The 25,406-nt window shown below is 72.8% G+C and carries 25 protein-coding genes and 2 pseudogenes; 20 read left to right on the top strand and 7 right to left on the bottom strand.

The features are described from left to right. Positions 1-44 precede the first annotated feature (44 nt). A complete protein-coding gene (locus DEH69_RS19540; protein ID WP_258534787.1) occupies positions 45-851 on the bottom strand; it encodes a Crp/Fnr family transcriptional regulator in 807 nt (268 codons plus the stop codon). A 189-nt stretch (positions 852-1,040) separates the two neighbouring features. Here DEH69_RS19540 and DEH69_RS19535 point away from each other — a divergent pair, with 189 nt between their 5' ends. After that, entirely contained in the window at positions 1,041-1,844 is an 804-nt protein-coding gene (locus DEH69_RS19535) for a hypothetical protein (protein ID WP_113688274.1), read from the top strand. A 26-nt stretch (positions 1,845-1,870) separates the two neighbouring features. After that, complete coding sequence (locus DEH69_RS19530) at positions 1,871-2,374, top strand: hypothetical protein (RefSeq protein ID WP_113688273.1); 504 nt, start codon at positions 1,871-1,873, stop codon at positions 2,372-2,374. A 24-nt stretch (positions 2,375-2,398) separates the two neighbouring features. Here the strand turns inward: DEH69_RS19530 and DEH69_RS19525 are convergent, their stop codons facing one another. Further along, positions 2,399-4,504, bottom strand: a complete 2,106-nt coding sequence (locus tag DEH69_RS19525) for a prolyl oligopeptidase family serine peptidase (protein ID WP_113688272.1) — start codon at positions 4,502-4,504, stop codon at positions 2,399-2,401. Positions 4,505-4,723: 219 nt separating this feature from the next. Here DEH69_RS19525 and DEH69_RS19520 point away from each other — a divergent pair, with 219 nt between their 5' ends. The 4 genes and pseudogenes from DEH69_RS19520 (at position 4,724) to DEH69_RS19510 (ending at position 8,897) form a co-directional block, all read left to right on the top strand. After that, positions 4,724-5,029 carry a hypothetical protein gene (locus DEH69_RS19520; protein ID WP_113688271.1) on the top strand — a complete coding sequence of 102 codons (306 nt, stop codon included), beginning with the start codon at positions 4,724-4,726 and terminating at the stop codon, positions 5,027-5,029. Beyond that, a pseudogene (locus DEH69_RS32910) lies at positions 5,001-5,165 on the top strand (MerR family transcriptional regulator); the annotation flags it as partial. The gene DEH69_RS19520 and the pseudogene DEH69_RS32910, both read left to right, overlap by 29 nt. A 76-nt stretch (positions 5,166-5,241) precedes the next feature. Then, a complete protein-coding gene (locus DEH69_RS32905; RefSeq protein WP_258534794.1) occupies positions 5,242-5,475 on the top strand; it encodes a hypothetical protein in 234 nt (77 codons plus the stop codon). A 68-nt stretch (positions 5,476-5,543) separates the two neighbouring features. After that, on the top strand, positions 5,544-8,897 hold the full coding sequence (locus tag DEH69_RS19510; protein WP_113688270.1) for an NB-ARC domain-containing protein: 3,354 nt from the start codon (positions 5,544-5,546) through the stop codon (positions 8,895-8,897). Between the two features lie 252 nt (positions 8,898-9,149). Here the strand turns inward: DEH69_RS19510 and DEH69_RS19505 are convergent, their stop codons facing one another. Next, positions 9,150-9,353: a hypothetical protein gene (locus DEH69_RS19505; protein ID WP_258534786.1), complete on the bottom strand. Its 204-nt coding sequence runs from the start codon at positions 9,351-9,353 to the stop codon at positions 9,150-9,152. A gap of 56 nt (positions 9,354-9,409) precedes the next feature. Here DEH69_RS19505 and DEH69_RS19500 point away from each other — a divergent pair, with 56 nt between their 5' ends. The 3 genes from DEH69_RS19500 to DEH69_RS19490 all read left to right on the top strand — a co-directional run bounded on the left by DEH69_RS19500 (position 9,410) and on the right by DEH69_RS19490 (position 12,896). Next, positions 9,410-9,730, top strand: a complete 321-nt coding sequence (locus tag DEH69_RS19500; protein WP_113688269.1) for a type II toxin-antitoxin system PemK/MazF family toxin — start codon at positions 9,410-9,412, stop codon at positions 9,728-9,730. Between the two features lie 192 nt (positions 9,731-9,922). Next, positions 9,923-11,749, top strand: coding sequence for a multicopper oxidase family protein (locus tag DEH69_RS19495; RefSeq protein WP_258534785.1), 1,827 nt, complete (start codon positions 9,923-9,925; stop codon positions 11,747-11,749). Positions 11,750-12,044: 295 nt separating this feature from the next. Next, positions 12,045-12,896, top strand: a complete 852-nt coding sequence (locus DEH69_RS19490) for a lytic polysaccharide monooxygenase (protein ID WP_258534792.1) — start codon at positions 12,045-12,047, stop codon at positions 12,894-12,896. 99 nt (positions 12,897-12,995) lie between these two features. Here DEH69_RS19490 and DEH69_RS19485 read toward each other — a convergent pair whose 3' ends face one another. Together DEH69_RS19485 and DEH69_RS19480 are read right to left on the bottom strand one after the other, a co-directional pair. Next, positions 12,996-13,535, bottom strand: a complete 540-nt coding sequence (locus DEH69_RS19485; protein WP_113688267.1) for a ferritin-like domain-containing protein — start codon at positions 13,533-13,535, stop codon at positions 12,996-12,998. 225 nt (positions 13,536-13,760) lie between these two features. Beyond that, on the bottom strand, positions 13,761-14,951 hold the full coding sequence (locus DEH69_RS19480; RefSeq protein WP_113688266.1) for a serine protease: 1,191 nt from the start codon (positions 14,949-14,951) through the stop codon (positions 13,761-13,763). A 296-nt stretch (positions 14,952-15,247) separates the two neighbouring features. Between DEH69_RS19480 and DEH69_RS19475 the strand changes: the two genes are divergently transcribed. Beyond that, complete coding sequence (locus DEH69_RS19475) at positions 15,248-15,613, top strand: PH domain-containing protein (protein ID WP_113688265.1); 366 nt, start codon at positions 15,248-15,250, stop codon at positions 15,611-15,613. A 52-nt stretch (positions 15,614-15,665) separates the two neighbouring features. On the opposite strand, the gene DEH69_RS19470 is transcribed toward DEH69_RS19475, so the two are convergent. Then, positions 15,666-16,727, bottom strand: coding sequence for a glutathione S-transferase family protein (locus DEH69_RS19470; RefSeq protein WP_113688264.1), 1,062 nt, complete (start codon positions 16,725-16,727; stop codon positions 15,666-15,668). Positions 16,728-17,108: 381 nt separating this feature from the next. Between DEH69_RS19470 and DEH69_RS19465 the strand changes: the two are divergent. The 5 genes and pseudogenes from DEH69_RS19465 to DEH69_RS19445 form a co-directional block, all read left to right on the top strand. Next, positions 17,109-17,825: pseudogene (locus DEH69_RS19465) on the top strand (lytic polysaccharide monooxygenase); the annotation flags it as partial. 229 nt (positions 17,826-18,054) lie between these two features. Then, positions 18,055-18,738, top strand: a complete 684-nt coding sequence (locus DEH69_RS19460; RefSeq protein ID WP_147255710.1) for a DUF6745 domain-containing protein — start codon at positions 18,055-18,057, stop codon at positions 18,736-18,738. A gap of 38 nt (positions 18,739-18,776) precedes the next feature. Beyond that, positions 18,777-19,235, top strand: a complete 459-nt coding sequence (locus DEH69_RS19455) for a hypothetical protein (protein WP_258534784.1) — start codon at positions 18,777-18,779, stop codon at positions 19,233-19,235. 183 nt (positions 19,236-19,418) lie between these two features. After that, entirely contained in the window at positions 19,419-20,051 is a 633-nt protein-coding gene (locus DEH69_RS19450) for a ClpP family protease (protein WP_258534783.1), read from the top strand. A 1-nt stretch (position 20,052) separates the two neighbouring features. Then, on the top strand, positions 20,053-20,658 hold the full coding sequence (locus tag DEH69_RS19445; protein WP_113688260.1) for a ClpP family protease: 606 nt from the start codon (positions 20,053-20,055) through the stop codon (positions 20,656-20,658). Between the two features lie 101 nt (positions 20,659-20,759). On the opposite strand, the gene DEH69_RS19440 is transcribed toward DEH69_RS19445, so the two are convergent. After that, positions 20,760-21,089, bottom strand: coding sequence for a helix-turn-helix domain-containing protein (locus DEH69_RS19440; protein ID WP_258534791.1), 330 nt, complete (start codon positions 21,087-21,089; stop codon positions 20,760-20,762). A gap of 315 nt (positions 21,090-21,404) precedes the next feature. Here DEH69_RS19440 and DEH69_RS31100 point away from each other — a divergent pair, with 315 nt between their 5' ends. From DEH69_RS31100 to DEH69_RS19415, 5 genes are all read left to right on the top strand, one after another. Then, positions 21,405-22,376 carry a hypothetical protein gene (locus DEH69_RS31100; protein ID WP_147255708.1) on the top strand — a complete coding sequence of 324 codons (972 nt, stop codon included), beginning with the start codon at positions 21,405-21,407 and terminating at the stop codon, positions 22,374-22,376. A gap of 137 nt (positions 22,377-22,513) precedes the next feature. Beyond that, entirely contained in the window at positions 22,514-23,038 is a 525-nt protein-coding gene (locus DEH69_RS19430; RefSeq protein ID WP_113688257.1) for a hypothetical protein, read from the top strand. 106 nt (positions 23,039-23,144) lie between these two features. After that, positions 23,145-23,687: an MOSC domain-containing protein gene (locus DEH69_RS19425; protein ID WP_113688256.1), complete on the top strand. Its 543-nt coding sequence runs from the start codon at positions 23,145-23,147 to the stop codon at positions 23,685-23,687. A gap of 30 nt (positions 23,688-23,717) precedes the next feature. Beyond that, positions 23,718-24,272 (top strand): hypothetical protein, encoded by a 555-nt coding sequence (locus DEH69_RS19420; protein ID WP_113688255.1) that lies wholly within the window; start codon positions 23,718-23,720, stop codon positions 24,270-24,272. Between the two features lie 185 nt (positions 24,273-24,457). Continuing rightward, positions 24,458-25,405 (top strand): iron-containing redox enzyme family protein, encoded by a 948-nt coding sequence (locus DEH69_RS19415; protein WP_258534782.1) that lies wholly within the window; start codon positions 24,458-24,460, stop codon positions 25,403-25,405. Position 25,406: the final 1 nt, after the last annotated feature.

Raw genomic sequence — 25,406 nt, 5'->3', positions numbered from 1 at the left:
CGGGCAGCGCTTAGGTGGCGATCAGGCACGATCAGACTGCGGGCTCAGGCGAACGCTATCCGCGACAGATGCGCCAGATCCTCGATCCTGACGGTCCGGTAGCCGGTCGAGACCACACCCGTCTCGCGCAGCCTGCGCAGCGCCTTGTGCACGGTGGGCTCGGCCGCGCCCGACAGGGTGGCGAGCTCGGGCTGGGTGATCGGCCAGCGGATGACGGCGCCCTGCCCGACGCGTTCGCCATAGGTCATCGCGATCTGGTGCAGCACACGGGCCAGGCGCGTGGCCGCGTCGCAGCCGGTGAAGTCGACGCGGTGCGCGGTGGCGGCGCGCAGCTTGGCGACGATGGACTCGTCGACGGCCTGGGCGACTTCGGGGTGGCGGCGCACGCAGTCGAGGAACGCGCCGCGCGTCGCCATGCGCGCGACGACGGGCCCGCACGTGGTGACGGTCGCGGACCGCGGCTGCCCGTCCACCACGGCAAGCTCGCCCACCAGGTCGCCGCCCATCCGCACGGCCAGCAGGGCGTCGCGGTGGTCATGCGTGCGCCCCGTCACCTTGACCACGCCGTCGAGCAGGAGGAGGACAAACGTGCTGTGCTCGTCCTCGCGCATCAGCACGCGGTCGGCGGGGTAGCGCGCCCGCGCGCCGAGCTGGAGAAGGTGCTCGCGCGCCCGCGGTCCAAGGCTGCCGAGCAGGCTCGCCGCGGGCCAGGGCCACACGTCGCGCGGGCGCCGGGCGTGCGCTCTCGCGCTCGCCGCCGCGTTCGCGCTCCCGTTCGCGCCCCCGTTCCCTCCCTCGTTCATTCCCTCGTTCGCGCCCCGGCCGCCGCCCGCCGTGTCGTTGACCGCCATGGCGACCAGTATCCCGGGGAATCCGGCGGGAACCCGTAGGACGACGGGATCTCGGCCACGCGCGGACGGCACGGTGGAGGGAGCGCACCGCGCGGAAGATCGCGGTGGGGCCCCGGGGATGTCCACCGCCGGCGCGGGGGATCGGCGGACACTGGACACCCTGGCCCCACCGCATCCGAGGAGAGTCATATGGGCTGGCACGAACGGGAGTTGGAGTACCGGGCCGTTCTCGCGGTCGACATCGAACGCTCGGCGGGGCGCGGCAACACCGCCCTGTTCGCCATCCGCGACGTGCTCGCGGCGGCGCTGCGCGAGGCGTTGGAGGAGAGCGGGATCGCCTGGGACGCCTGCCTGCGCCACGACCTGGGCGACGGCCTGCGGATCGTCGCCCCTGCCGGAGCATCGAAGGCCAGGCTCGTGCATCCGCTGCTCCACGAGCTCGCGGTGCGGCTGCGCGCGCACAACGCCCGTGCGGGCGACGCCACGCGCGTCCGCGTCAGGGTCGCGCTGCACGCGGGCGACGTCCACGTGGCCGGGGACGGCGGGGTGAGCGGGTGGCCGCTCGAAGTGCTGGCGCGGCTGCTCGACGCCGCCCCGGCGCGGCGGGCGCTGGCCGAGGCGCCTGAGGCGGTGGCCGTGGCGGCCGTGCTGTCGCGGCACTTCCACGACGAGACGGTCAGGCACGGCTACCCGGGGATCGCCCCGGAGGCGTTCGCCGCGGTCACCTTCACGGCGAAGGAGCACCGCGGCGAGGCGTGGCTGCACCTCCCCGGCCTCCCCGGCCTGCCGAGCCCGTTGAGCCCGTTGAGCCAGGCGGTGAACGACGCGCCGCCGCCACCGCCCGATGGCCCGAACGCGAACGGGACCGGCAACGGCAACGGCAACGGCAACGGGAACGCGCCCGCGCACATGGTCAACAAGGCGACGGGACACGGCGTCATCTACGCCACGCAGAACGGCACACAGCACATCCACCCGGCCAGGGACCGATGAGGCCGGACCGAGACGAAGGGGCTCATGTGGACGAGGAACTGGCCGCGCTCGCGGGGGCGGGCGCCGTGGCGCTCGTCGCCGCGATGGCCACCGATCTGTGGCAGGGCACGAGGAACGCCTTCGCCGCGCTCCTCAACCGGACGGCCGGGCGCAGGGGCAGGGCGGCGGTCGAAGCCCAACTCGACAACAACGCCGCCCTCGTGCGGGACGCCGAGGCGCCCGCCGAGGTGCGGCGGGCGCTCCTGGCGTTCTGGACACTGGAGTTGGAGGGGCTGCTGCGCCAAGACCCGGCGCGCCGCGAGCCGTTGGACCGGCTGGTGCGCGAGGTACGCGAGGCGCGCGAGGCCGCCGCCGCCCGCGGCCCACTCGGGCGCGACGGCGGCGGCGCGAGCGGCGGCGCGGGGCATCCCGCGCCCGCCCCGCCGCGCCTAGAGCAGACGAACACCGCGAGGGACTCGGGAACGGTGTTCGCCGTCCAGGGCGGCGACCAGCCGATCAGCGGCCGGGACGAGGCGAACGCGCAACGGTGACCCCGGTGGCCGACGCGCGGGGCGTCAGCCCAGCAGCTCGGGCCGCTGCCACTTCTCGCCGAGCAGGTGCTGGGCGAGAAACGCAAAGACCGTTTGGTACCAGATCTTGGCGTGGTTCGGGGTCAGAACCCAGTGGTTCTCGTCCGGGAAGTAAAGGAACTTGTGCGGAATCGACCCGTCCGCCGCTCCGTCCTTGGACTGGAGGTCGGCCCACAGGCGCAGCGCCTCGCCCAGCGGGACGCGGTAGTCCTTGTCGCCGTGGATGACGAGCAGCGGCGTGCTGATGTCGTTCAGGAAGAGATGCGGCGAGTTGGCCTCCGCGATCTCCGGCGTGAACTCCCGCGCGAAGCCGTACGCGTAGTCGCTCACGCGCACCGAGTGCTCGAGCGTCCACAGGGACGCGTGGGTGACGATCGCGCCGAAGCGGTCGGTGTGCCCGGCGATCCAGTTGGCCATGTAGCCGCCGAACGAGCCTCCCATCGCGCCGACCCGGCTCGCGTCGATGTCGGGGCGCCGCTCCGTGGCGTCCGTGATGGCCATCAGGTCGGTGTAGGGCGCGCCGCCCCACTCGCCCCAGCCGCGCCGCACGAAGTCGATGCCATAGCCCGTGGAGAGCGCGGGGTCGGGCTGGAGGACGGCATAGCCCTTGGCGACCGCGAGCCACTGGTTCCAGCGCCATGACCAGGCGTTGCACGACATCACGGGGCCGCCGTGGATCCACAGCAGCAGCGGCGCCGGACGGTCGGGCGACGCGCCGGCGGGCAGCGAGAGCCACCCGCGCAGGGGGGTGCCGTCATCGGCGGTGGTCGTCACCTCGGTGAGCGTGCCGGGCAGCGTCGAGGGGCGGCCCAACGCCTCGGCGGGGCCCGGCAGTTGCTGATACCCGCCCGTGCCGTCGAGCGGGACGCGCACCGGCGCGGGCGGGGCGTCCATGGCGGAGCGCAGCGCGTAGACCCAGCGCCCGTCGGGCGACACGCGCGGGGAGTCGTACGCCCCGTCGTCCGGGGTGAGCCGGGTGACCTCGCCGCTCGCCGCGTCCACGCGCCACAGCGGCGAACGCCCCCCGTCGTGGGCGGAGAGCACAAGCGCGGAGCCGTCGGGCGTCCAGTCGGGCGTGTGCGGGAAGCGGTCCCACTCGGCCGTGAGGTGCCGCGGCTCGCCGCCCGCGACGGGCACGAGCACGAGCCAGGCGTCGCCGGGGTCGTCGGCGGTGAAGCGGCGGAAGACGGTGACCGCGAGCTGGGTCCCGTCGGGCGAGAAACGGGGCGCGCCCCTGACGTCGAGCGCCGGGTCGTCGAGCAGCGTGCGGCGCTCGCCCGTGGCCACGTCGACGGCCACGAGCGTGAACCACTGCGACCCCTTCTCCTCCGGCACCACCCACGCGGCGGCGGCCGTGGAGCCGTCGGGGGAGAGGGCCCAGCCGCCGTCCTCGTGCAGCGCGCGGCCGACGTGCCCGGTGATGTCGCGCGGCGCCAGCGGCGCGGCGTCCACCGCGTCCGCCAGACTCGCCGCACGTGCCACCTCGCCCTCGCCGTCGGGGAGTTGGGCGGCGAGCAGGCGCGTGGCGGCCGGGCCGAGGTCGTGGTCCCAGAGCCTGACCTGGGGGTCCTCGTGCAGGATCGCGGTGACCTTGGCCTTCTTCCTGCTCTCGCGCAGCAGGGCGTCGTGCTCGATGTCATCGGCCGACGGCAGCAACGCCGCGCCGACGAGCAGCGTTCCCGAGTCGCTGACCACCGCGTTCCACACGCCGCCCGCGGGGGCGACCAGGACGCGGGCGTCGCCCCCGCCCGCCGGTTGCACCCACAGCGCGGGGGCGTCCCGGTCGTCGGACGCGCCGGGCTCGGGCCGCGCCGAGACGAACAGCAGGTCATTGCCCGGGGTGAACACGGGCCCCGAGGCGCCCTTGTCGCCTCGGGTCAGCCGCCTGGCGGGGCGCTCACCGGCCGGGTCGACCTCCCACAGCGCGGACACATAGCGGGTGCGGTCGGAGTTGAGCGTGGCGGCGGAGACCACCAGGCGCCGCCCGTCGCGTGACAGGGCGATGCGCTCCACGCGGGGCAGGTCCACAAAGGCGTCGAGGTCGTGGAACGGGGTCGCGGGCTCGGGCTCCTGACTTGGGCGTGTCGTCATTCGGCCTTCCTATCATCGCGGCGCGGCGCGGCACCCGGGGTTATCGGGGCTTGACATTGACGTGGACGTCACGTTTGAACGTCGGGCGCCCGCACGCCACCACCGCGAGGTGCGCCTCGCCGCCCGCCCCCAAGGGCCCCTGAACGACGGGCACTTCGAGATCGCGACCGTGCCCGTGCCCGTGCCCGAGCCGGGGCCCGGGCAGGCGCCGCCCTGGCGTTGGCCAACCGGGGCGCGCGGGTCGCCCTGCTCGGCGGGATGTCGGGCCAGGCGTCGGGCGGCACGAGCGCCCCCGTCGAGCTCGACACCCTCGGCCTGATCTCGCGCGGCGTGGTGATCAGGGGCATGCCGGGCCTCGACCACGCGCACCTGGTGCCCGAGGCCCACCGGGAGATCGGGCGCGGGCTGCGGGACGGCACCCTCACCTTCCCGCACGCCACGCTCACGGGAATCGAGCGCGCGCCACAGGCGTTGAACGAGCTCCTTGAGGGCCGCCATGTCGGCTCGGTGCTGGTGGAGTTGTGATCGAGGGGCACCAAGACAGGGGCGGGCTATGCGGATCGGGGACGCCGCGGCGGCGGCCGGGCTGACCACACGGGCCGTGCGGTACTACGAAGAGTGCGGCCTGCTCGCCCCCGACCGACTCCCGTCAGGACACCGCAGATATGACGAGAGACATGTACAACGGCTGGGCGCCATAAGGGACTTGCTGGCCCTCGGGGCTGACCGTCCAGGATGTGGCGACCCTGGTGCGCTCGCTCGACGGGCTGCCGCCCGAGGCGCGCGGCAGCCTCGCCAGGCGGACCGCGTCCGAGCACGAGACCTGCGGCCTGCCCGCCTCGGTCATCCGCCGCCGCCTCACCGACCTCGACGACCGCATCGAACGCCTGACCACGCCGCGCGACGCGCTGGCCCAGCGCGTCGGCGAGCCCCTGCGGCGGCTCACGGCCGGGTACGCTGACGCGGGCTGACGCGGGCTGACGCGGGCTGACCGGCCGCCCGGGCCCGCGGTCAGGGCGGGGTCCGCCACACTTGATCCGTGACCGACGACGCGGACGCGGCCAAGACGCGCAACGACTTCTCCGGGGAGGCGTCCACCGTCCTCCAGGTGGGCACCGTCCACGGCGACATCGCGTTGCCCGGGGCCCTCGCCGCCGCGCCGCCCGCGATGGCGCCGCCGCCGCCGTTCGGCTTCGTGCCAAGGCCGGAGTTGGGCCGCCGGATCGTCAACGCCCTTTCCGGGAACCTGGCGTTGTCCGGGAACCTGGCGCCTTCGGGGAACCTGGCGTCTTCCGGGAACCTGGCGTTGTCCGGGAACCTGGCGTCTTCCGGGAACGTGGCGTTGTGCGGCGCGGGCGGCTACGGCAAGACATCGCTCGCCAGTTGGGTGTGCCGCGCCCCCGAGATCGGCGAACGCTTCCCCGACGGCGTGCTCTGGGTCGAGCTCGGCCAGCGCCCCACCGCCGCGCGGATCGTGTCGTCCCTGGCCCAACTCGCCGCCGTGCTCAGCCGATCCGCCCCCGCGCCCTACGCCGACGTGCCCGCCGCCGCGCAGGCGTTCCGCACCGCGCTCGGGGACCGGCGCGCCCTGCTCGTCGTCGACGACGTGTGGTCGGCGGCCGACCTGCGCCCGTTCGTCGACGCCGCCCCGCTGCTCGTCACCACGCGCCGCTCGGGCCTGCTCGGCGACCTCGGGACGGAGATCAGGATCGACGACATGACCGAGGCGGAGGCCACCGCGGTCCTCGGCGACGGCGCGGACGTCGCGCCGCTGCTGCGCCGCGTGGGCCGCTGGCCGCTGGCGCTCGGGCTGCTCTCCGGCATCCTGCGGAGCCTGGTCGACGGCCAGGGCATGAGCGCGGACGACGCGGTCACCGCGCTCCTCGACGAGCTGGACGGCCACGGCATCACGGCGCTCGACGAGCTGTCCGACGCCGACTCGACCCGCGGCATCGCCCGCACCCTCGAGCTGAGCCTGGCCGACCTGCCGGACGACTCACGCCAACGCCTGGTCTCGCTGGCCGCGTTCCCCGCGGGGGAGGCCGTTCCGCACCGGGTGCTGCGGCGGCTGTGGGGCCTGAGCGACCTGCGCACGCGCATCGAGGCCGAACGCCTCACCAGCCGCTCCCTGGTCACCGGGGGCGACGGGCTCGGCCCTCGCCTGCACGACGTCACGCGCGAGGCGCTGCGCCGCAGGGACCCCGGGCGGCCCGCCGAGGTCAGCGCCCACCTGCTCGACGCGCTGCGCCCCGCGGGCGGCTGGCACCAACTCCCCGAAGACGAACGTCCGTTCCTCGCCACCCTGGCGTTCCATCTGCGCCAGGCCGGGCGCGCGGACGAGCTGGCATCGCTGCTCCGCGAGCCGCGCTTCCTCGCCGCCCGCCTCGCCGCCTCGGGGCCCGCGGCGGTCGAGGCCGACCTGGGCGCGGGCGGCGACGCGTACGCGCGCGAGCTGGGCGAGCTGCTGCGCCGCGAGGGCCATCTCCTCACCGGGGGCCTGGCCGCGCACGACATCGAACTCACTCTGGCCACCCGCCTGTTCGGCAGCCCCTCGCCCCTGGACGAGCTGCGCGTGCGCGAGATCCCCGGGCTTGTCGCCCGCCACCCGCCCCCCGACCGCGACGACGAGGCGCTGCTCCGCTCGTTCCCCGCCCACCCCGAAGGCGCGTGCCACGACATCGCCTGGCACCCGGAAGGGCAGCTGCTCGCCACCGTCGGCTATGGCCCCCAGCTGCGGATCATCACCGCCGATGGACGCACGGTGCGCTCGGCCGAGATCGAGGGCGCGGTCGTCGACCGCGTCCGCTGGAGCCCCGACGGCACCCGCCTCGCCCTCGTCGGCGAACGCGACCGCGACGGCGTCGCCACCCTGTCCGTCCACGACCCGGCGACGGGCGCGGAGACCGACGCGGTGCGGCTCTCCCGCGAGCGCGGCTTCCCCGAGTCGTTCACGCCGGACTTCCGCTGGTCCCCCGACTCCCTCTCCCTCGCGGTGCTTTCGGCCGAAGGGGTGCTGCTGTGGACGCCGGGGTCAGGCGATGAGCCGACGCTCCTCCCCGGCGGGCGCGGTGACCACAGGATGATGCGGCGGACCCTGGACTGGCACCCGGAGCGCGGCCTGCTCGTCGGCGGAACGAGCCGGTGGTACCAGAGGGCGAGGGAGATCCGGCTGTGGCGCTGGACGGACCTCCGCGGCCCGGCGCGGGAGAGCGCCCTGCCCGTCCCCGAGCTTCCCGCCCCGGCCGGGCGGACGGACAGGCTGGCGTGGCGGCCGGGCGGCGGCACGGCCGTTCTCGGCCACCTCCTGCTCGATCCCCTCGCGGGGGAGGTCCGTTGGCGGGCCGGGGCGCGGAGCGACGTGGCGTCCTGGTCGCCCGAAGGCGACCAGCTGGCGATCCGCGGGTGGCGGCCCGAGACGGGGCAGCTCGCGCTGTCGCTGTGGCACGTGCCCCCCGACGCCGAGCTGGCCGATGGCCGACTCCCCGTGCCCGCGGGGGAGATCGCCCTGGGCGTGGACCACAGCCGAAGGGACGCGCTGGCGTGGCGGCCGAACGGCGGCGTCATCGCCACCACGACGGGCCTGCGGGTGATCAGGCTGTGGCGGCGTGACGCGCCCAGGGGCGCCAGGAGCGGCGGAGGCCCCGCGGCCCTGCGCGAGGTGGAGTGGTCCCCCGAAGGGGCGACGCTCCGGGTCCGCAGCCGGGACAAGAGCTGGTTCGCCGTCGACCCCGACCCACCCGAGCAGGACTGGAGGCACCGCGCGCCCCGGCGCCTCCCCGACACCCCGGACCGGGACGAGGTGGTGCCGTCCTCCGTCCCCACCAGGGTCGCGGCCGCGCGCGACGGGCGGATCCGTGTCGTCGCCTCCTGGTTCGAGCAGCCACGAGTGATCCGTCAAAACGCCGAAGTGACCGCCGAGTTGACGGCGCCCGAGGGGCTGAGGCGCTGGGACGGCCTCTGCTTCACCCCGTCGGGCGGCCTGGTCGTCGCCGCCGTCTCGCGCGACGACTACACGGCGCAGGGCCTTCTCCTGTGGCCCCTCCGGCCCGTGACCGGCGAGAACAACGTGTCCCCCACCGCCCGTTGGATGACGGGAGGGCTGCTGAGCGGCAACGCGAGGGAGGGCCCCGTGATCTCCCTCAGAAGGGTCACGGCCAGCGAGACCCATGTGGCCGTGATCGCGAGCGCGGGCCTGATCGGCCTGTTCGCCCTCCCCGCGCTGCGCCCCCTGTGCTGGATCAGGACCAACGCCACGGTGGTCGACGCGGCGTTCGACCCCGAGGGCCGCCGCCTCGCCGTGGCCGGGGACGCGGGGCTCCATGTCTTCGACGTGCGCGGCGACGACCACGCGACGACAGACGGTGAGGAGACAGACGGTGAGGACAGATTCTGACCGCGGCCGGTCCTTGACGCACGAGCCGTTCCTCGCCCGCGCCACCCTGGGGACCAGGATCGAGCCGTTCTCGATCGACAACCGTGCCCCCTGTCCGAACAGGGGCTGGGCGGGAGCTCGCACGTGACGTACGCGTCACGTCTCAACGTCGCCGGGATCGCCCCTTCGAGCCCGCCCGCCTTCTCGTCGAGGAGTCTCGTTGACGTGCTCGGCGCCGGGGTCGTACTCCCACCGCTCACTGATCTCTATCGCTCACAGAGGGCTCTGCCCGGGCTCAACACCGGCCTCGGCAACGGCTGTATCGAGGATGACACCGATCTCGGCGGCGATGGCGCGGGCCTCGTCCAAGTCGTCGGTCTCGGCGGCACGCGCCTCCAGCGCGCACAGACGGGCCGCGCGGTCCGGGGCACGCTCGACCGCGACATACACGGCCCACTGACCGGCGAAGCGGCGCACGGGTGCGGCGCTGACCTGTTCGCGGGCTCGCCGGAGGGCAGCGGCGCGTTCGGCCTCTGCGCGGGGAGGTCTGGGGGTGCGCCTTGCCCCAGCCTCTCGGCCCTCACCCCGTTGTCGTCCTCACGGTCAGCCGCGTCGCTGAACCACTTGCGTCGGTCACCGTCGCGTTGATCACCGGAACCACCGGCCCGCGGGCCACCCACATCCCGGTCGGTTCTGACTCCGGGTTGACGAAATACGCTGAGTCCTACGTGAACTGCGCCGATCTGCGCACGGTGGCGAAGTCCCGACTGCGCAAACGGCTTGGCCTCCTCCCACCCGCCGAACTGCGCAACGTCGAGAACGCGATCCGCATCATTCTCGGTCTCCAGCGTTGACAGCCCCGCAACGAACAAGGCCCAGGTCCTGACCGATGGGCGCGGTGGGGTGACGAGCACCGCCGACCCTGGCGTCGGCGACGCGCCGCGTGGGCCGCGTTTTCACTCGCACGATTCAAAGCGCGCACTCCGTCCACAGCAAGCGCGGCGGTCATGCGCGATCATCCGCACTTCGGATGAGATAGATGACTCGTGCTGAATCGAAGATCGCTCCTGCGAACGGGATCACTCGCTGGCGGTGCGCTGCTGCTCAACAGCGCGGGCGCGGCGCCCGCGAGGGCCATCGCCGCAACCGCCTCTCCCGTCACCGCGCGCCGGGCCGCGCCCCTTCCGTCCGTCGTCGACCCGCAGTATCTGTCGCCCATCGCCGATGCCCATGAGATCCCCTACTTCGTCAACGCGCTGCCCCGCCTCTCGCGCATCGAGATGCTCGACGGCGGGAAGCGCCGCATGGTGATCGGCCAGACGGCACAGGACATGATCGGCGCGGATCTGGGACTGCTCACCCCGGTGTGGGGATACGGTCAGAAACCGAGTCGGGGCGGCAGAGGTGGTCTCCCGGTGACCTCTCCTGGCCCCACCTTTGTGGCCCGCCACAACCACCCCATCGAGGTCGAGTGGGCGAACGACCTGCCGTTCGAGCACCTGTTCCCCGTCGACGACACGATCCACTGGGCCTTCAGCGGCTCGGGCCGCACGATCGCGGACCAGGGCGTCCCGACGGTCGTGCACCTGCACGGCAGCAGGACCAGGCCGGAGAGCGACGGCCACCCCGACGCGTGGTACACGCCCACCGGCGTGGGCGGGCCGCGCTACGCGGGGAACCGTTTCTCCTACCCCAACCTGCGCGGCGCGGGCACGCTCTGGTACCACGACCACACCCATGGCATCACGCGCCTCAACATGTACGCGGGCCTCGCGGGGTTCTACCTGATGCGCGACGACACCGAGCTGGCGCTGATCGCCGATGGCCACCTGCCCGCGGAGCCCTACGAGGTGGAGATGATCCTCCAGGACCGCACGTTCCGGCCCGACGGGCAGCTGGCGTACCCCGACCCCGCGTGGCGGCTCGAAGGGCCGCCGGGGCACTCGGAGTACTTCGGCGACGTCATCTGCGTCAACGGCAAGGCGTGGCCGTATCTGGAGGTCGAGCCGCGCCGGTACCGGTTCCGGCTGCTCAACGCCTCGAACTCGCGCATCTACCGGCTGGCCTTCGGCGGCCGCTGGCCCATCCCGTTCACCGTGATCGGCGCCGACGGTGGCTTCCTTGAGAGCCCGGTCCCGCTGGAGCGGCCGCTGCTGCTCTCCCCTGGCGAGCGGATCGACCTGATCGCCGACTTCTCGGCCGCCGAGGGCGGGACGTTCGACCTGACCAACAGCGCCGCGACGCCCTTCCCTTACGGGACCCCGGTCACCGAGCCCGCGAGCCGGGTCATCCAGTTCCGCGTCAGCCAGCCGTTCAACGCCGACGTGCCGGACGTGACGCCGCCGAGCACGCTGCGCGACGCGCCCTACACGATCACGACGGAACCGGCGCGCACCCGCCGCCTGCTGCTCGTCGACCTCACGCAGCTGGAGGGCGGCGAGCAGGGGACGGCCGCCGATGACGGCGGGCACGGGGCCACGATGCGTCTTGGCACCGTGGAACAGGGCGGGCTCAGCTGGTCGGACCCGGTCACCGAGAACCCCGGGTTGAACGACACCGAGATCTGGGAGTTCTACAACATCACGCTCGACACCCACACCGTGCATCTGCACCTGGTGCAGTTCCAGGTGCTCGACGAGACGCCGTTCATCGCCGACATCGACCCACACACGGGCGCGCTGTCGGACATCCACCTGGACGAGCCAGTGCCCCCCGACTCCTCCGAGCTCGGCCCCAAGGACACCGTGCGCGTCCGGCCTGGCCACGTCGTCCGCGTCAAGACGACGTTCGACGAGCCGGGGGACTATGTGTGGCACTGCCACCTGCTGGAGCACGAGGACCACGCGATGATGCGCCCGTTCCGGGTCTCCTGACCCCGGTGGGGCCCGCCCGGCGCGCGAAGCCGCGCGGGCCCCCTCCGCCCGCGCCCGCGCGCCCTCTCCGTGGAACAGCCGTGAATCGGCCACCACACCCCGCACACATCCTTGGCTTTGGCGTGAACGCGCCCTCATCGGATGAGCGAAGCGGCGCTACTTTGCCCGCGGGAGCGCTCCCATGACTCTTCCCGAGGAGAACCCTTTGTCCACGCAACCCACCCGCCGAAGAAGGCCATCGGCCAGAAGATTCCGCCTCCTGAGCGTCCTGGGAGCGGCCCTGCTCGCCCTGGTGATGGCGTCGCTGCCGACCCAGGCGCAGGCGCACGGCGCCACGATGCTGCCGGGCTCGCGCACGTTCCTGTGCTACCTGGACCTCCAGCGGAACAGCAGCACGCAGATGCCGACCAACCCGGCCTGCGCCAACGCCGTCCGGCAGAGCGGCACCGGGCCGCTCTACAACTGGTTCGCCGTGCTCGACTCCAACGGCGGCGGCCGCACGAGCGGTTACATCCCCGACGGAACGCTGTGCAGCGGCGGCAACAGGGGCCCGTTCGACTTCGCCCCCTACAACGCCGCCCGCGCCGACTGGCCGAAGACGCATCTCACCTCGGGCCGGACGATCGAGCTCCAGCACAGCAACTGGGCCCACCACCCGGGCAGGTTCGATGTCTACATCACGAGGAGCGGCTGGTCGCCGACCCAGTCGCTCGGCTGGGGCGACCTGGAGCGCATCAGCACCGTCACCGACCCGCCGCAGCGCAGCGGCGCGGGCTCCAACGGCGGGCACTACTACTGGAACGTCAACCTCCCGAGCCGCTCGGGCCAGCACGTCATCTATGTGCACTGGACGCGCTCCGACAGCCAGGAGAACTTCTACTCCTGCTCCGACGTCGTCTTCGACGGCGGCAACGGTGAGGTCACCTACGACAACGGCCAGACGCTGACCGCCGACGAGGTCGCCGAGGCGGCCCTGGCGGCCGACGCCGCCCCCGCCTCGGCCCCGGCCTCGTCCGCGGGCCAGGCGGAGCACGCGGGCCACGCCTCCCACGCCCAGCACGCCCCCGGATCGGCGGGCAGCACGGCGCTCGCCACAACGACGAAGGAGGCCCTGCGCGCGGGCCTCCTCAGGCTCCTCCCCTGGTAACACGCCCCCTCGCACCACCCCGCACCACCCCGCACCACCGATGAACCCCCTGTCCGGCGGGGGCCTCTCCCGCCGCCGCCGGACAGGGGCTCCGCGCTCTCAGGTGCCGATCAGGTCGACCAGGTCGTCGGCGTGCTCCTCTTCCTCCTCCAGGATCGACTCCATCAGGCGGCGCGTGGTCGGGTCGTGGTCGCCGAGCCAGCGGATGATCTCCTGATAGGTCGAGATGACGATGCGCTCGGCCAGGAGGTTGTTCTCCAGCATGGCCTTGAGCTCGTGGTCCGCCGGGGTGGCGTAGTCGGTGTGGGCGCGCTCGGCCAGGGTCGTGGGGTCGAAGTCGGGGTCGCCGCCGAGCTGGGAGACGCGTTCGGCGGCGCGCAGCGCGTGGTCCATCTCCTCCTTGGCGTGCTCGGTGAACTCGGCCGAGACCTGCGCCCTGTCGATCCCCGTGGCGGCGATGGCGTGGCGCGTGTAGCGGAGCCAGCAGACCACCTCGGTGGCGATCACGTCGTTGAGGATGGAGATCACCCGGTCCTTGTCCACGCCGTAGGTGTCGGTCACGGGACCCTTCTCCATCCGCTGCCTCGCCTGGTCGCGGATGCGGGTGACGTCGAGCACGAAGTCGTCTGTTGTCGTCATGGCGAGGACGGTAGGCATCCCCTGCGCCTTCCACGGCGCGTGGCACGCCGTTCGGGCCCGAGCGAGACCGAATGGCAGAACCGCGCCGCGCGGTGGGCCGCCGGGCGGGTGAACGGGCGGGTGAACGGGCGAGGCGCGCGGATCCGTTCACGCCGTTCAACGCGTTCAACACCCCGGGGCTCGGGCGCCGGGGGCACCGGGGGTGGTCCCCGGTGCCGGGCGGGGTCAGCGCACGGAGACGTCGTTGTAGACGTTGATCGCGCCGTCGCCGTGGTTGGCCGAGTACATGAACTGGTCCGCGTAGTTGCCGTTGCCGTCGAGGTAGTGGTAGCTGTACGCGCCGACGATGTAGCCCCAGCCGCGCGCGGTCTGGAGGTCGTCGAGCCAGGGGCCGCCGCTCGTTCCATTGCGCATGTCGCACGTCATCCTGATGTCGCCGCCCGCGGCCGTCGATGGGCCCTCGCAGTACCACAGGTCGTTCCCCGAGAAGTCGTTCCGCTGGTAGCCCGCGGCCGGGAAGCCCAGCGCGTGCAGCGAGGCCCACGTCTGGCCCGAGCCGAACGCGTAGCCCTGGGAGCCCACCCAGCCCGCGAGGTCGCCACGGCTGCCCTGCGGCCAGACGGCGATGGCGGCGAGGTCGTAGGCGAAGTCGCCGTTGTCCTGCCAGCCGATGGTGGTGTTGGCGAACTTGTAGCTCCACTGACCGTGCGGCTCGAGGCCGTTGTCGGCGTCGGGCACGAAGACGATGTCCGTGTAGTAGGTGCCGGGGCCCGTGCCGCCCGGGTGGATGCAGTGGCCCGCGGTCCAGACGGTGTTGTTGTTGGCGGCGGTGACCGCGCTGCCGGAGCAGAAGCCGCCGCTGCCGTCGCCGCGCGTGAAGTAGACCTTGCCGGTCGTGGTGGCGGGCATCTGGCCCTGGCCGCCCCAGCGTTGGGCCTGGGTGACGGCGGTGGCGCCGATGGGGTCGTCGGCTTCATCGGCTTCATCGGTGGCGGTGGTGGCGGTGGTGGCGGTGCGCTTCGGCGCGGCGCCGGGGGCGGATCGCGCGGGGAGCGCGTTCGCCGCCTCGGCGTCGGCGAGGGCGTCCGCCAGCTCGTCCTCGCCGACGTCCGGCGGGAGTTCGGGCGTGGCGGCGGCCATGCGCTCCTTGGTCCAGTAGGTGTCGGCCCTGGCGATCTCGGCCGGGCTCGCCGCGGTGCCGCCCGCGGCGCTGGACGGGGCAGTGGTCGGGGCGGGGGTCGGGGCAGTGGTCGGGGCGGAGGTCGGGGCAGTGGTCGGGGCGGGGGCTTTGGCGGTGCGCGTGCCGTCGTGGGCGGCGGCTGGCTGGAGCGCCGCGAGGCCGATGAGGACGGCCCCGGCGATGGCCGCGGCGATGCCCCGCCCGCGACCGGGGCGTGACGAGGTCGAGTCGTTCAACGTGGGTCCCCTCCGATGTGATGTGCCGCGCTGGGCACTCGGAGGTCCCACGGGGGCGCGCGGGCCACCGCGGGAGACTGGCACATTCCCCCCAAGTGCCAACGTTTCCAGGCGAGATGGTAGAGACGCGGCGCCCCCCTGACCATGGGGCGAACGCGGCAGCACGCGCGCGCGGACCACTTCCGGCCATGTACACGGCAAGCCGGGAACGGCGGCGATCTCGGGAACCCCGCCGCGACCGGCCGCGTTAAGAGGGTGAGCAAGGCGCACAACTGTCGCGAAACGGGGGCATTCGCATGGCACTCTTCGGGAACGCACACGCGATCGATCCGGCGTCCGCACAGCGGGACTACGCCCGGCTGCTGGGCCAGGGCGAGCAGATATACGCCGCGTTCCTGCTGATCAGGGACACCATCCTGCTCACCGACCGGCGGCTGATCCTGGTGGACAAGCAGGGGATCACCGGCAAGAAGGTGGAGTACCACTCGGTGCCCTATCGCAGCATCACGCACTTCTCGGTGGAGACGGCGGGCACGTTCGATCTCGATGCCGAGCTAAAGATCTGGATATCAGGCACGCCGACGCCGATCGAGAAGACGTTCACCAAGGGTGTGGACATTTACGAGGTGCAGGCGATTCTTACGCAGTTTGTGGCGCGCTGAGCGCTTGGTTTGTGGGGCGGGCGGCTACTGGCTGGACGCCCGCAGCCCCTCCCTACACCCGCCCGACCCCGGAAATCTCCTCATCAACAGGAGGCGCCCCCGGAGCAGTCCCCTCCCCGAACGGCCGCCCGCCCAACGCCTCGCGGCCATGCGGCGTCCGCCAGCCGGAGAGATCGGGACCGGCGGGGACGATGCCGGTGGGGTTGATCCCGGTGTGCACCAAATAGTAATGCCGCTTGATGTGATCGAAATCGACCGTGTCACCAAAGCCGGGTGTCTGGAAGAGATCGCGCGCATAAGCCCAGAGCACCGGATCCTCGGCGATCTTCGAGCGGTTGCAGCGGAAGTGGTTGTGGTAGACGGCGTCGAAGCGGACCAGCGTCGTGAACAGCCTGATGTCCGCCTCGGTGATCGTGTCACCCACCAGGTAACGGCGGTCGGCCAGCCGCTCGGACAGCGCGTCGAGGCGGCGGAACACATCGCCGTACGCCGCCTCGTACTCCGCCTGCCCGGTGGCGAACCCGGCCCGGTAGACACCGTTGTTGACGTCCTCGTAGAAGCTCTCCACCACGTCGTCGATCTCGTCGCGCAGCGCCTCGGGATAGAGATCGGGCGCGCCAGGGCGGTGCAGGGCGGTCCACTCGGTGGCCAGATCAAGAGTGATCTGAAGGTAGTCATTGGTGACCAGAACCCCACTCGGAACGTCCACGATCGCCGGAACGCTGACCCCGCCCGGATAGCCGGTCTCGCGGGCGTCGTACGCCTCGGCCAGGTAGCGGATCCCCAGCACCGGATCGCGCCCGTCAGGGTCGAGCGTGAAGCGCCAACTGCGGTCGTCCTGGATCGGATCGGTCACGGCGATCGGCAGCGCCGCCTCAAGGCCGAGCAGCCGCCGCGAGATCAGCGCCCGGCTCGCCCACGGGCAGGCCCGGCTCACCACGAGCCGGTACCGCCCGGCCTCCACGGGCCAGCCGTCCGCGCCGTCCGCCGTGATGCGATCGGTGAAGTGGCTCCGCGAGCGGCGGAACTTCTTCCTGCCGTACTGGGCGTTGCCGCTGCCCAGGCCCTCGCCGTTGCCGCCGTTGGCGCCCGTGGCGCCGCCGTTGTCGTTCATGCCGCTCCTCGTCTTGTCACCGCAGCTTCGGATGCGCGTTCCCCGGCACGCGGAACCTATCGCCTCGCGGCCCCGCGCCACCCCGCCGCGCCGCGCGGGCGCGCAAGCCCGGGGCACATGGCCGAAAACGCGCCCCCGGGCCAACTCATGGGAGCGCACCCACACCTAGGGCGCGCGACGTGCGCGGCAGCGCGCGCCGGGTACGGAAGGGGCGCCCGGCGCGGCCACCCCCACAGGCAGCAGATCTCGCCGAATCGCGGAGGGCGCGCAAGAGGTGTTGCGCGAACGGTTACGCAACGATCCGATCGGCGCTACGTTGCTTTGCGGGAGCGCTCCCACGGCCCCATCGCACGGCTTACTCTCCGAAGGAGATCCCCCCACATGTTCATCCGACGCACCGCCCGGAGGACGGCCAAGCGCCGCGACGCGCGCCTGCTGAGTTTGCTGGGCGCCGCGCTGCTGGCGCTCGTCGTCACGAGTCTGCCGACCCCCGCCGCGGCCCACGGTGTCGCCATGTCCCCAGGATCGCGGACGTTCCTCTGCTACGAGGACATGCTCGCGAGCGGCAACCAGATGCCGTCCAACCCCGCCTGCGCCGCCGCCGTCGAGCAGAGCGGCACCACGCCGCTCTACAACTGGTTCGCCGTGCTCGACTCCAACGCCGGTGGCCGGGGCCCGGGTTATGTGCCCGACGGCACGATATGCAGCGCGGGCGACAGGAGCCCGTACGACTTCTCGGCGTACAACGCGCCGCGCAACGACTGGCCGAAGACGCACCTCACCGCGGGCTCGACGATCGAGATCGAGTACAGCAACTGGGCCGCTCACCCGGGTGACTTCGTCGTCTACCTCACCAAGGACGGCTACAGCCCGACCCAGCCGCTCGGCTGGGACGACCTCGAGGAGATCCAGACGGTGACCGACCCGCCGCAGCGCGGCGGCGCGGGCTCCAACGGCGGCGCCTACTACTGGGACCTCCAGCTGCCCGACCGCAGCGGCGATCACCTGATGATGATCCACTGGATCCGTTCGGACAGCCAGGAGAACTTCTACTCCTGCTCCGACATCGTCTTCGACGGTGGCAACGGCCAGGTGACCCTCTAAGCCGCACCCGAGGGGCCTTGCGCCCCGGGGACCCGCCGCGCCCGCCGACACAGGCCAGGCGCGCGGCGGGTCCCTTCGCGCGCGGGCAACACCCCTGCGGATCAACGCCGTTGCGCGAAGGCGCCCCCGCCGGAAAACGCCGTTGCCAAGGGCGCGCCGGTGATAACACGCTTCCGTTCATGACCGTTCGAAAGGCGGCTTCCGCCTCTCTCGGGTGAGCGCCGTGGCGCCGCCGATCTCCGACATGTCCCGGCAGGCCATCGCGCTGGCGCACGCCGTGCGCGACGAGTGGCTCGGCGGGCCGCGCGCGCTGTGGCCGGACTCCGAACTGGTCTGGCTCTGGGCCGAGTTGGCACACTCGACGGGCTGGTGGTGGCCCGGCCCCCGGGTGTGTGTGATGGCCGAGCGGCCCGTCGAGACACATACCGAGTCGCTGCCCGGTGGCCGCGTCGGCGGGCTGCGGCTGCGCAGGGACGACGGTCCAGCGGTGCGGTTCGGGGACGGCGAGGAACTGTACGCGTTACATGGAACGACCGTGCCTCGGTGGGTCGTCGAGGGGCCCACGCCCGAACTGATCCACCGGGAGGCCAACATCGAGGTCCGCGGGGCCGCCATCGAACGGCTCGGCTGGGACCGCTACATCGAAGAGGCCGGGCTGCGCCTGGCCTCGACCGCCGCCGACCCTGGCAACCCCGGCTCGCCCCTGTCCCTGTACGACGTGCCCCCGCGGGTGTGGGGCGCGTCGGCCCGCCTCGTCGTCGCGACCAACGGCTCGGTCGAGCCCGACGGGAGGCGCCGCCGCTACGGCCTCGCCATCCCAGGGTACTTCGACGACCCGGTGGCCGCCGCGGGCTGGACCTATGGCCTGACAGGCGCGCGGTACGCCCGGGTACGACGCCGCACATGAAACGGCCCTGTTCATCAACGCCGCCAACGGTGACATCCATGACGCACCACACCCCGCTGACCCTGGCCGAGCTGACCGAGCGGACGGGGCTCGGCGTCCTGGCCCATCTGGAGCGTTCGCTGTCGATCCCGGTGGTCGACGGCATCCAGGCGCAGGGCGACCTGATCGTCGTCCCGTTCTCCGAGCTGCCCCGGGTGACCCGTTCGCCGTGGGCCCGCTGGCGGGACGTCGAGCCCGGAGGCGTCGAGCAGCCGCGCGGCGCGAACGGCGGCAACCCCCCACACCCTGGTCGCCGACCCGGGCACATGCGCCTGGACCCCGCACGTCAGGGACGCCCAGGGCCTGGCCATCGCCCTGACCCGGGGCAGCGCCCCCGCCACCTCATCCACCCCGAACACGGCGCCACGGGCATCACCCCCGGCACCTGGACGATCCGCCGCCAACGCGAACGCGGCGACGGCCGCACGACGGGCGGCGTGCGGATGATCATGGACTGAACAGGGCGGGCGGGGCGAACGGGGCGGGTCGGCCGGGCCCCTCGTCGGCCGAAGGGACCGGTCCGCTCTGCCGTCGGCGAATCTGCTGGGAGCCGAGAATCATGAGGAAGTAGGGGTTTTCGGTCGAGACTTTAGGTGGGCCGCGGTGAGGGTCGCCGCGGTGTGGAACGAGGAGGATCGATCGTGGTGCTCACCCGAAGGCCGTGGGCCGCGGACGGGGACACGGCTCCGTCGCGGTTCGACGACCATCTCGCCGAGCGGTTGCTCGGGCAGCGCATCGTCGTTCTTGGGACCCAGGTGGACGAGGTGTCGGCGAACCGGATCTGCGCGCAGATGCTGCTGCTCTCCGCCGAGGACCCGCGGGCGGACATCAGCCTGTGCATCAACAGCCCTGGCGGCTCCGTGCACGACGGTCTTGCGATCTATGACACGATGCGGCTCATACCCAACGACGTGGCCACGCTGGCCATGGGATTCGCCGCGAGCATGGGGCAGTTCCTGCTCACCGTCGGGACACCAGGCAAGCGGTACGCGCTGCCCAACGCCCGCATCATGATGCACCAGGTCAGCTCGGGCATCGGCGGGACCACGGCGGACATCGCCATCCAGGCGGAAAACCTCGAGTTCACCAAGCGGACCATCGAGCGCATCACCGCCGAGCACACGGGCCAGACGCCGGAGACGATCTCGCGCGACGGCGACCGCGACCGGTGGTTCACGGCCGATGAGGCCAAGGCGTACGGCATGGTCGATCACGTCGTCGTCTCGCTGGCCGATGTGCGGCCCGCGGACGCGCACCGCAGGACGGGGTTCTGAGATGGGTCAGTACACGATTCCCACGGTGGTCGAGCGCACCCCGCGGGGCGAGCGCGCGTTCGACATCTACAGCAGGCTGCTGTCCGAGCGCGTGGTCTTCCTGGGCACCGAGATCGACGACGGCGTCGCGGGCGTCGTCATCGCCCAGCTGCTCCACCTGGAGGCGGCGAACCCCGAGCGCGAGATCTCGATCTACATCAACTCCCCCGGTGGCTCGTTCACTTCGCTCATGGCGATCTACGACACGATGACCTTTGTCAACGCACCGATCTCGACGTTCTGCGTCGGGCAGGCGGCCTCGACCGCGGCCGTTCTGCTGGCGGGCGGCGATCCGGGGCGGCGGGCCGTCCTCGAGCACGCGCGCGTGCTGCTCGGGCAGCCAGCCAGCCGGGGGCAGCGCGGGACCGCGTCCGATCTGAGCCTCCACGCCAAGGAGATGCTGCGGATCAGGTCGCAGGTCGAGGAGGTGCTGGCCCGGCACACCGGGCACGATGTGGCGACGCTGCGGGCGGACATGGACCGCGACAAGGTGTTCACCGCGCAGGAGGCGGTGGCCTACGGGCTCGCGGACCAGGTGCTGAGCAGGAGGACCCCGGTGGCGACCTGAGCGAGGCCGCCACCGGCGCGGAGGGTGCGGAGGGAACGGAGGGAACGGAGAGGGCGCGGAGGGAGCGGGGCGCTCCGGGCGCGGGCGCGGGGGGCTCGCGTTCAGGCCGCGAGCCTGACCTCGCCCCGGTGCGAACCGGGGCGCGCGGCGGCCCGATGGGTCGCGCTGGCACCGCCCTCGCTCCGGCGCGCGGAGCGGCGCACGGCGCATTCGGCGAGCTCGCGCTGGGCGAGCCCGAGCAGGTCGGCCAGGCCGAGGCCGAGCGCCCCTGCCGCCGCGGCCAGCACCTCGGACGACGCCTCCTTGCGGCCGCGTTCGACCTCGGACAGGTACGGCATGGAGATGCGGGCCGCCTCGGCCACGTCCTTGAGCGTGCGCTCCTGGTCGAGGCGGACGCGGCGCAGCACGTCGCCGATGACGTGCCGCCACAGCGGCTCCCCCGGAGGCGGCGGGCGGCGGGAAGGGCCCCGCCCTCCGCCCTCCGCGAAACCGGCGGGGCGCCTCCCTTCGCAGCACCTGTGAACGGGCCATCGCCGAATGGGGTGACGGCACGTGCGTCCGGGCCACACCCGTCCCCCCAGCCACTACGGTGCTCGCCAAGCCGACGCCATGGTGGCGCCGCGACATGGTGGGAGGGATTCTGTGTGCCTGTTCTCGCGCTGATTTCCGGTTCCGGTGGGGATTCGCCCATGGTGGGCATGTCGGACGAGGCCGTTGATCAATTCTTGTCCGGTCTTGGAACGGCCGTGCGCGAATTCCTTCGGGAATCCGACGGCGAACAGCGGCGCCGCGACGGCCTGATGGAGGCGGGCGAGGCGCACCTTGAGCGTTGCGACCGCACGCGCCACCCGCTCGTCGACTGCGAGATGGCCATCTCATCGACGCGTGAACGCCTCGCCGTCGACTCCGCGACCCGGTACCGCAACGCCGCCCGCGAGTTCGTGTCCTGGTGGGCCGACGCGGCGGCGGTGGCCCTGGCAGCGGCGGCCGGGGGCGCACCCGTGACGAGCGTGCGCCTGGGCGCGGGCAACCCCGCGCTCCCCATGGACGAGAAGGAGGTCGCGCAGCTCCCCGAGGTCGACCGCCAGACCCGGCAGATGGTCGAGCTGGCGGCGTGGCTCGGGCCGACCCCGGCGCACGGCGGCCCCGAGCGCAACGACCTCATGGCCGAGGCGCTGGGACTCGCGTCCAGAAGCGGGCTGTTGATCCATCGCGAGGGCGGCGACGTCAAGGTCATCGACGACCCGTGGCCCGAGGCGCGGCGGCGGCGCCTGTGGGGTGAGTTCTGGACCGAGCACCGGATTCCGCGCCTGCCGAGCCCCAACGAGCTGGCCGACCTGCTGGCGGGGGCGGCGCCCGACACCGTGGAACGCGTCCACTCGGGGGCGATGGCGGTGGGGCGCGCGGTGCGGGCCGAGTCGCGCGTCGAGGAGCTGAACAGCCAGGCGGAGGACTGGACGCGCGAGGACGCGGAGGAGTTCGACCGGCTCTGCGACCAGGTGGACGGGCTGACGGGGCTGCTCGCGGCATACGCGGGCCTGCTCACCGACAGCCTCCCCGAGGTCCGCGCGGCGACGCACCGGCGGACGCGCGCCGGAGCAGGCGCCGGAGCGAACGCCAGGGCGGGCGCCGGAGCACGCGCCGGGACGAACGCGGCAGCGAGCGCGGGCGCGGGCGCCGGGGCGGGTGAGGAGTTCGGGCCGCGATCGCGGCCGTAGCGGCAGGGATCGGCCGCGCGGAAAGGGGACCGCCGCGAGGTTGACGTGTGCATGCTGGTGGGTACGTTCGCCATGCGGGCCTCAACCCGCGTAGACCCCCACATCCAGCGCCCCCCATCCAAGAGAGGTCCCCCCACATGCGTATGCGATCTGTTCTGTCCGCGGTCGGCGCCGTCGGCGCGGCCGGTGCGCTCGTCCTCGGCTCGGGCGGCGGCGTCGCGGCGGCGGAGCGCGCCGATGTCGCGCCGCTCGTGACCAAGATCAGCCACAGCCAGGCCACGTCGATGTTCCAGGCGTCCGGCATCACCTGGTCGTCATCCGGCGGCTGTTCGGACCGCAACGTCCCCACCTGTACGTCGTTCGACCAGCTCAACCTCGAGTCGGCGCAGGGCGCCCAGACCCTCAGGTCCGCCAGCGGCTGCTCCCTCAACATCACCGGCGGCACCGAGACAGGCCACGCGGGCGGCACCTACAGCCACTGGAACGGCTACAAGCTCGACTTCGGCCTCAACAGCTGCATCGACGGCTACATCACGGGCGTCTTCACCTACATCGGCCAACGCGGCGACGGCGCCGCCCTCTACGAGTCGGGCTCGGGCAACGTCTACGCCCGCGAGGGCAATCACTGGGACGTCACCTACTACAACTGCGGCGGCTGCTGACCGGCACAGGCCCCGCCGACCAGGCCCCCCCGACCAGGCCCCACCGTTCGGCCCCCCGGATAGACTGGGGGGCCGATCGTCTGACGGAAGAGGGGAGTTCCGCGGCATGGACGGGACGGTGACGGCGGTCAGCAGCAGCGGCGAGTACACGTTCACCAAGCCGAATCGGGACAGCATCACCCTGCTCGCGGGGCTTGGCGTCGAGGGGGACGTCCACGCGGGCGCCACGGTCAAGCACCGTTCGCGGATGGCGCAGGACCCGACCCAGCCGAACCTTCGGCAGGTCCACCTCATCCACGCGGAGCTGCTCGCCGAGCTCGCGGCCGACGGCTTCCCCGTCGCGCCTGGCGAGCTCGGCGAGAACGTCACCACGACCGGCGTCGACCTCCTGGGCCTGCCCGTGGGCACCCTGCTGCACCTCGGCGGCGGCGCGGTGGTCGAGGTCACGGGCCTGCGGAACCCCTGTGTGCAGATCGACGCCTTTCAGGACGGGCTCCTGAAGAAGGTGATCAGCCGCGACGCCGCGGGGAACGTCGTGCGGCGGGCCGGGATCATGGGCGTGGTCCGCCGCGGGGGCGTCGTCCGCCCGGGCGACGCGGTCAGGATCCAGCTCCCCACGTCCCCGCACCGCCCCCTCGAACGCGTCTGAGCGGATCCGAGCGGGAGGGATCTTGCAGGGGTGGATGCCTCGACGAGCGCGCTGATCGTCGCGGTGGCGGGCGTGGTCGGCACCCTGGCCTCGGGCCTGCTGGCGCACCGCGGCGCGCTGCGGGCCGTTTCGGTGCAGCTGACCCACGCCGAGCGGCAGTGGCGGCGGGAGCGCGAGGCCCAGGAGCGCGGCGAGGAGATGGCGGCGCGCCGGGCCGTGTACATCGCGCTGAACCAGTCGCTGCGGCAGTACCACGCCGCGGTGTACCGCGACCACAGGGCGCGGGTCGCGGGGAGGGTCGAGCCCGAGCTGACCGAGCGGCGCGAGGCGGACCGGCGTGCGACGCGCGATGTGTACGCCGAGGCGCAGATGACCGTTCCCGACGAGGTGATGGAGGCGGCGGGGCGGCTGTTCCACCTGCTGGAGCAGACCAACAGGAGCGTCGAGTCCGGCGATCTCGACGGCGTGCCGGAGCGGCTGGCGCGCGGCTCGGAGTGGCTGTACGAGGTGCGCCAGGTGATGCGGCGGGACCTGGGGATCAGCGATCTGCCGGTGCAGCGGCCACCGGGGTACGGCAGCGTCTGAGGCGCGCGCGGCCCCGCGAGGGCGCGGGTCGCGTAGGGGTGGCGCGGTGGGGTACTCGGGGGCGCATGAATGTCTCAGCGGTGTCCGCGTTGCCTCACGCGGGGGTACCTCCCGCTTGCGGGGTGGGGGTACCTCCCGCTTGCGGGGTGGGGGTACCTCCCGCTTGCGGGGGAGTGTCCGAGGCGTTGATCGACGCGCTCCGGCGCGAGCCGGGGCGCGCGGTCGAGGTGTGCGCCGAGGGCTCGATCCAGGGGGCGGATCCCTATGGGGAGGATCTTCAGCTGGCGCTCTACCTCTGTTACGAGCTGCACTACCGCGGCATCGACGGCGTGGACGCGGCGTGGGAGTGGGATCCGGAGCTGCTGCGGTTCCGCGGGGCGCTCGAGAAGCGCTTCCTCGGCGCGCTGCGCACGGACGCGCCCGCGCACGAGACGCCCGCGGAGGCGTTGGACGCGCTGCTGGTCGAGCCGGTGAACGGGACCGGTCTCTCGTTCTATCTGCGGGACGAGGGTGAGCTGTGGCACCTGCGCGAGTACGCGGCGTTGCGCTCGCTCTACCACCTCAAGGAGGCGGACCCGCACGCGTGGGCCATCCCCCGGCTCTCCGGGCGGGCCAAGGCGGGGCTGGTGGCCGTGGAGTACGACGAGTTCGGGGCGGGGCGCGCGGAGCGGGCGCATGCGCGGTTGTACGCGGAGCTGATGGCCGACCTCGGGCTGAACCCGGGCTATGGCCGGTATCTGGAGGAGGCGGGCACGGCCGAGGCGCTGTGCACCGTGAACGTGATGTCGATGCTCGGCCTCCACAGGGGGCTGCGCGGCGGTCTCGTCGGGCACTTCGCGGCGCTCGAGACCATGTCGTCGCCGGGGTCGCGGCGCATGGCGCAGGCGCTGGAGCGGGTCGGGGCGGGTGAGGCGGCGGTCGGCTTCCACCTGGAGCACGTCGAGGCGGACGCGGTGCACGAGCAGCTGGTGCGGCGCGAGGTCGTCGGTGGCCTGCTCGAGGACGAGCCGTGGCTCGCCAGGGACGTGGTGTTCGGGGTGGACGCGACGGTGTGGCTTGAGGACCGTTTCGCCGAGGCGGTGCGCGGGGCGTGGGAGCGCGGCGAGTCCGCCCTGCGCCAGCCCCTGCCCTGAC

The sequence above is a fragment of the Streptomyces sp. PT12 genome (assembly GCF_003311645.1).
Taxonomy (GTDB): domain Bacteria; phylum Actinomycetota; class Actinomycetes; order Streptomycetales; family Streptomycetaceae; genus Streptomyces.
The sequence above is the reverse complement of the archived record's forward strand: the minus strand, read 5'-3'. Positions and strand labels throughout refer to the sequence as shown.

Bases quoted from the DNA above. Each gene is read 5' to 3' on its own strand.
- DEH69_RS19525 (WP_113688272.1), bottom strand. From the start codon at position 4,504: ATGACGACACGCCCAAGTCAGGAGCCCGAGCCCGCGACCCCGTTCCAC.
- DEH69_RS19425 (WP_113688256.1), top strand. From the start codon at position 23,145: ATGGACGGGACGGTGACGGCGGTCAGCAGCAGCGGCGAGTACACGTTC.
- DEH69_RS19430 (WP_113688257.1), top strand. From the start codon at position 22,514: ATGCGTATGCGATCTGTTCTGTCCGCGGTCGGCGCCGTCGGCGCGGCC.
- DEH69_RS19535 (WP_113688274.1), top strand. From the start codon at position 1,041: ATGGGCTGGCACGAACGGGAGTTGGAGTACCGGGCCGTTCTCGCGGTC.
- DEH69_RS19540 (WP_258534787.1), bottom strand. From the start codon at position 851: ATGGCGGTCAACGACACGGCGGGCGGCGGCCGGGGCGCGAACGAGGGA.
- DEH69_RS19490 (WP_258534792.1), top strand. From the start codon at position 12,045: ATGGCGTCGCTGCCGACCCAGGCGCAGGCGCACGGCGCCACGATGCTG.
- DEH69_RS19470 (WP_113688264.1), bottom strand. From the start codon at position 16,727: ATGAACGACAACGGCGGCGCCACGGGCGCCAACGGCGGCAACGGCGAG.
- DEH69_RS19485 (WP_113688267.1), bottom strand. From the start codon at position 13,535: ATGACGACAACAGACGACTTCGTGCTCGACGTCACCCGCATCCGCGAC.
- DEH69_RS19475 (WP_113688265.1), top strand. From the start codon at position 15,248: ATGGCACTCTTCGGGAACGCACACGCGATCGATCCGGCGTCCGCACAG.
- DEH69_RS19455 (WP_258534784.1), top strand. From the start codon at position 18,777: ATGACGCACCACACCCCGCTGACCCTGGCCGAGCTGACCGAGCGGACG.
- DEH69_RS19445 (WP_113688260.1), top strand. From the start codon at position 20,053: ATGGGTCAGTACACGATTCCCACGGTGGTCGAGCGCACCCCGCGGGGC.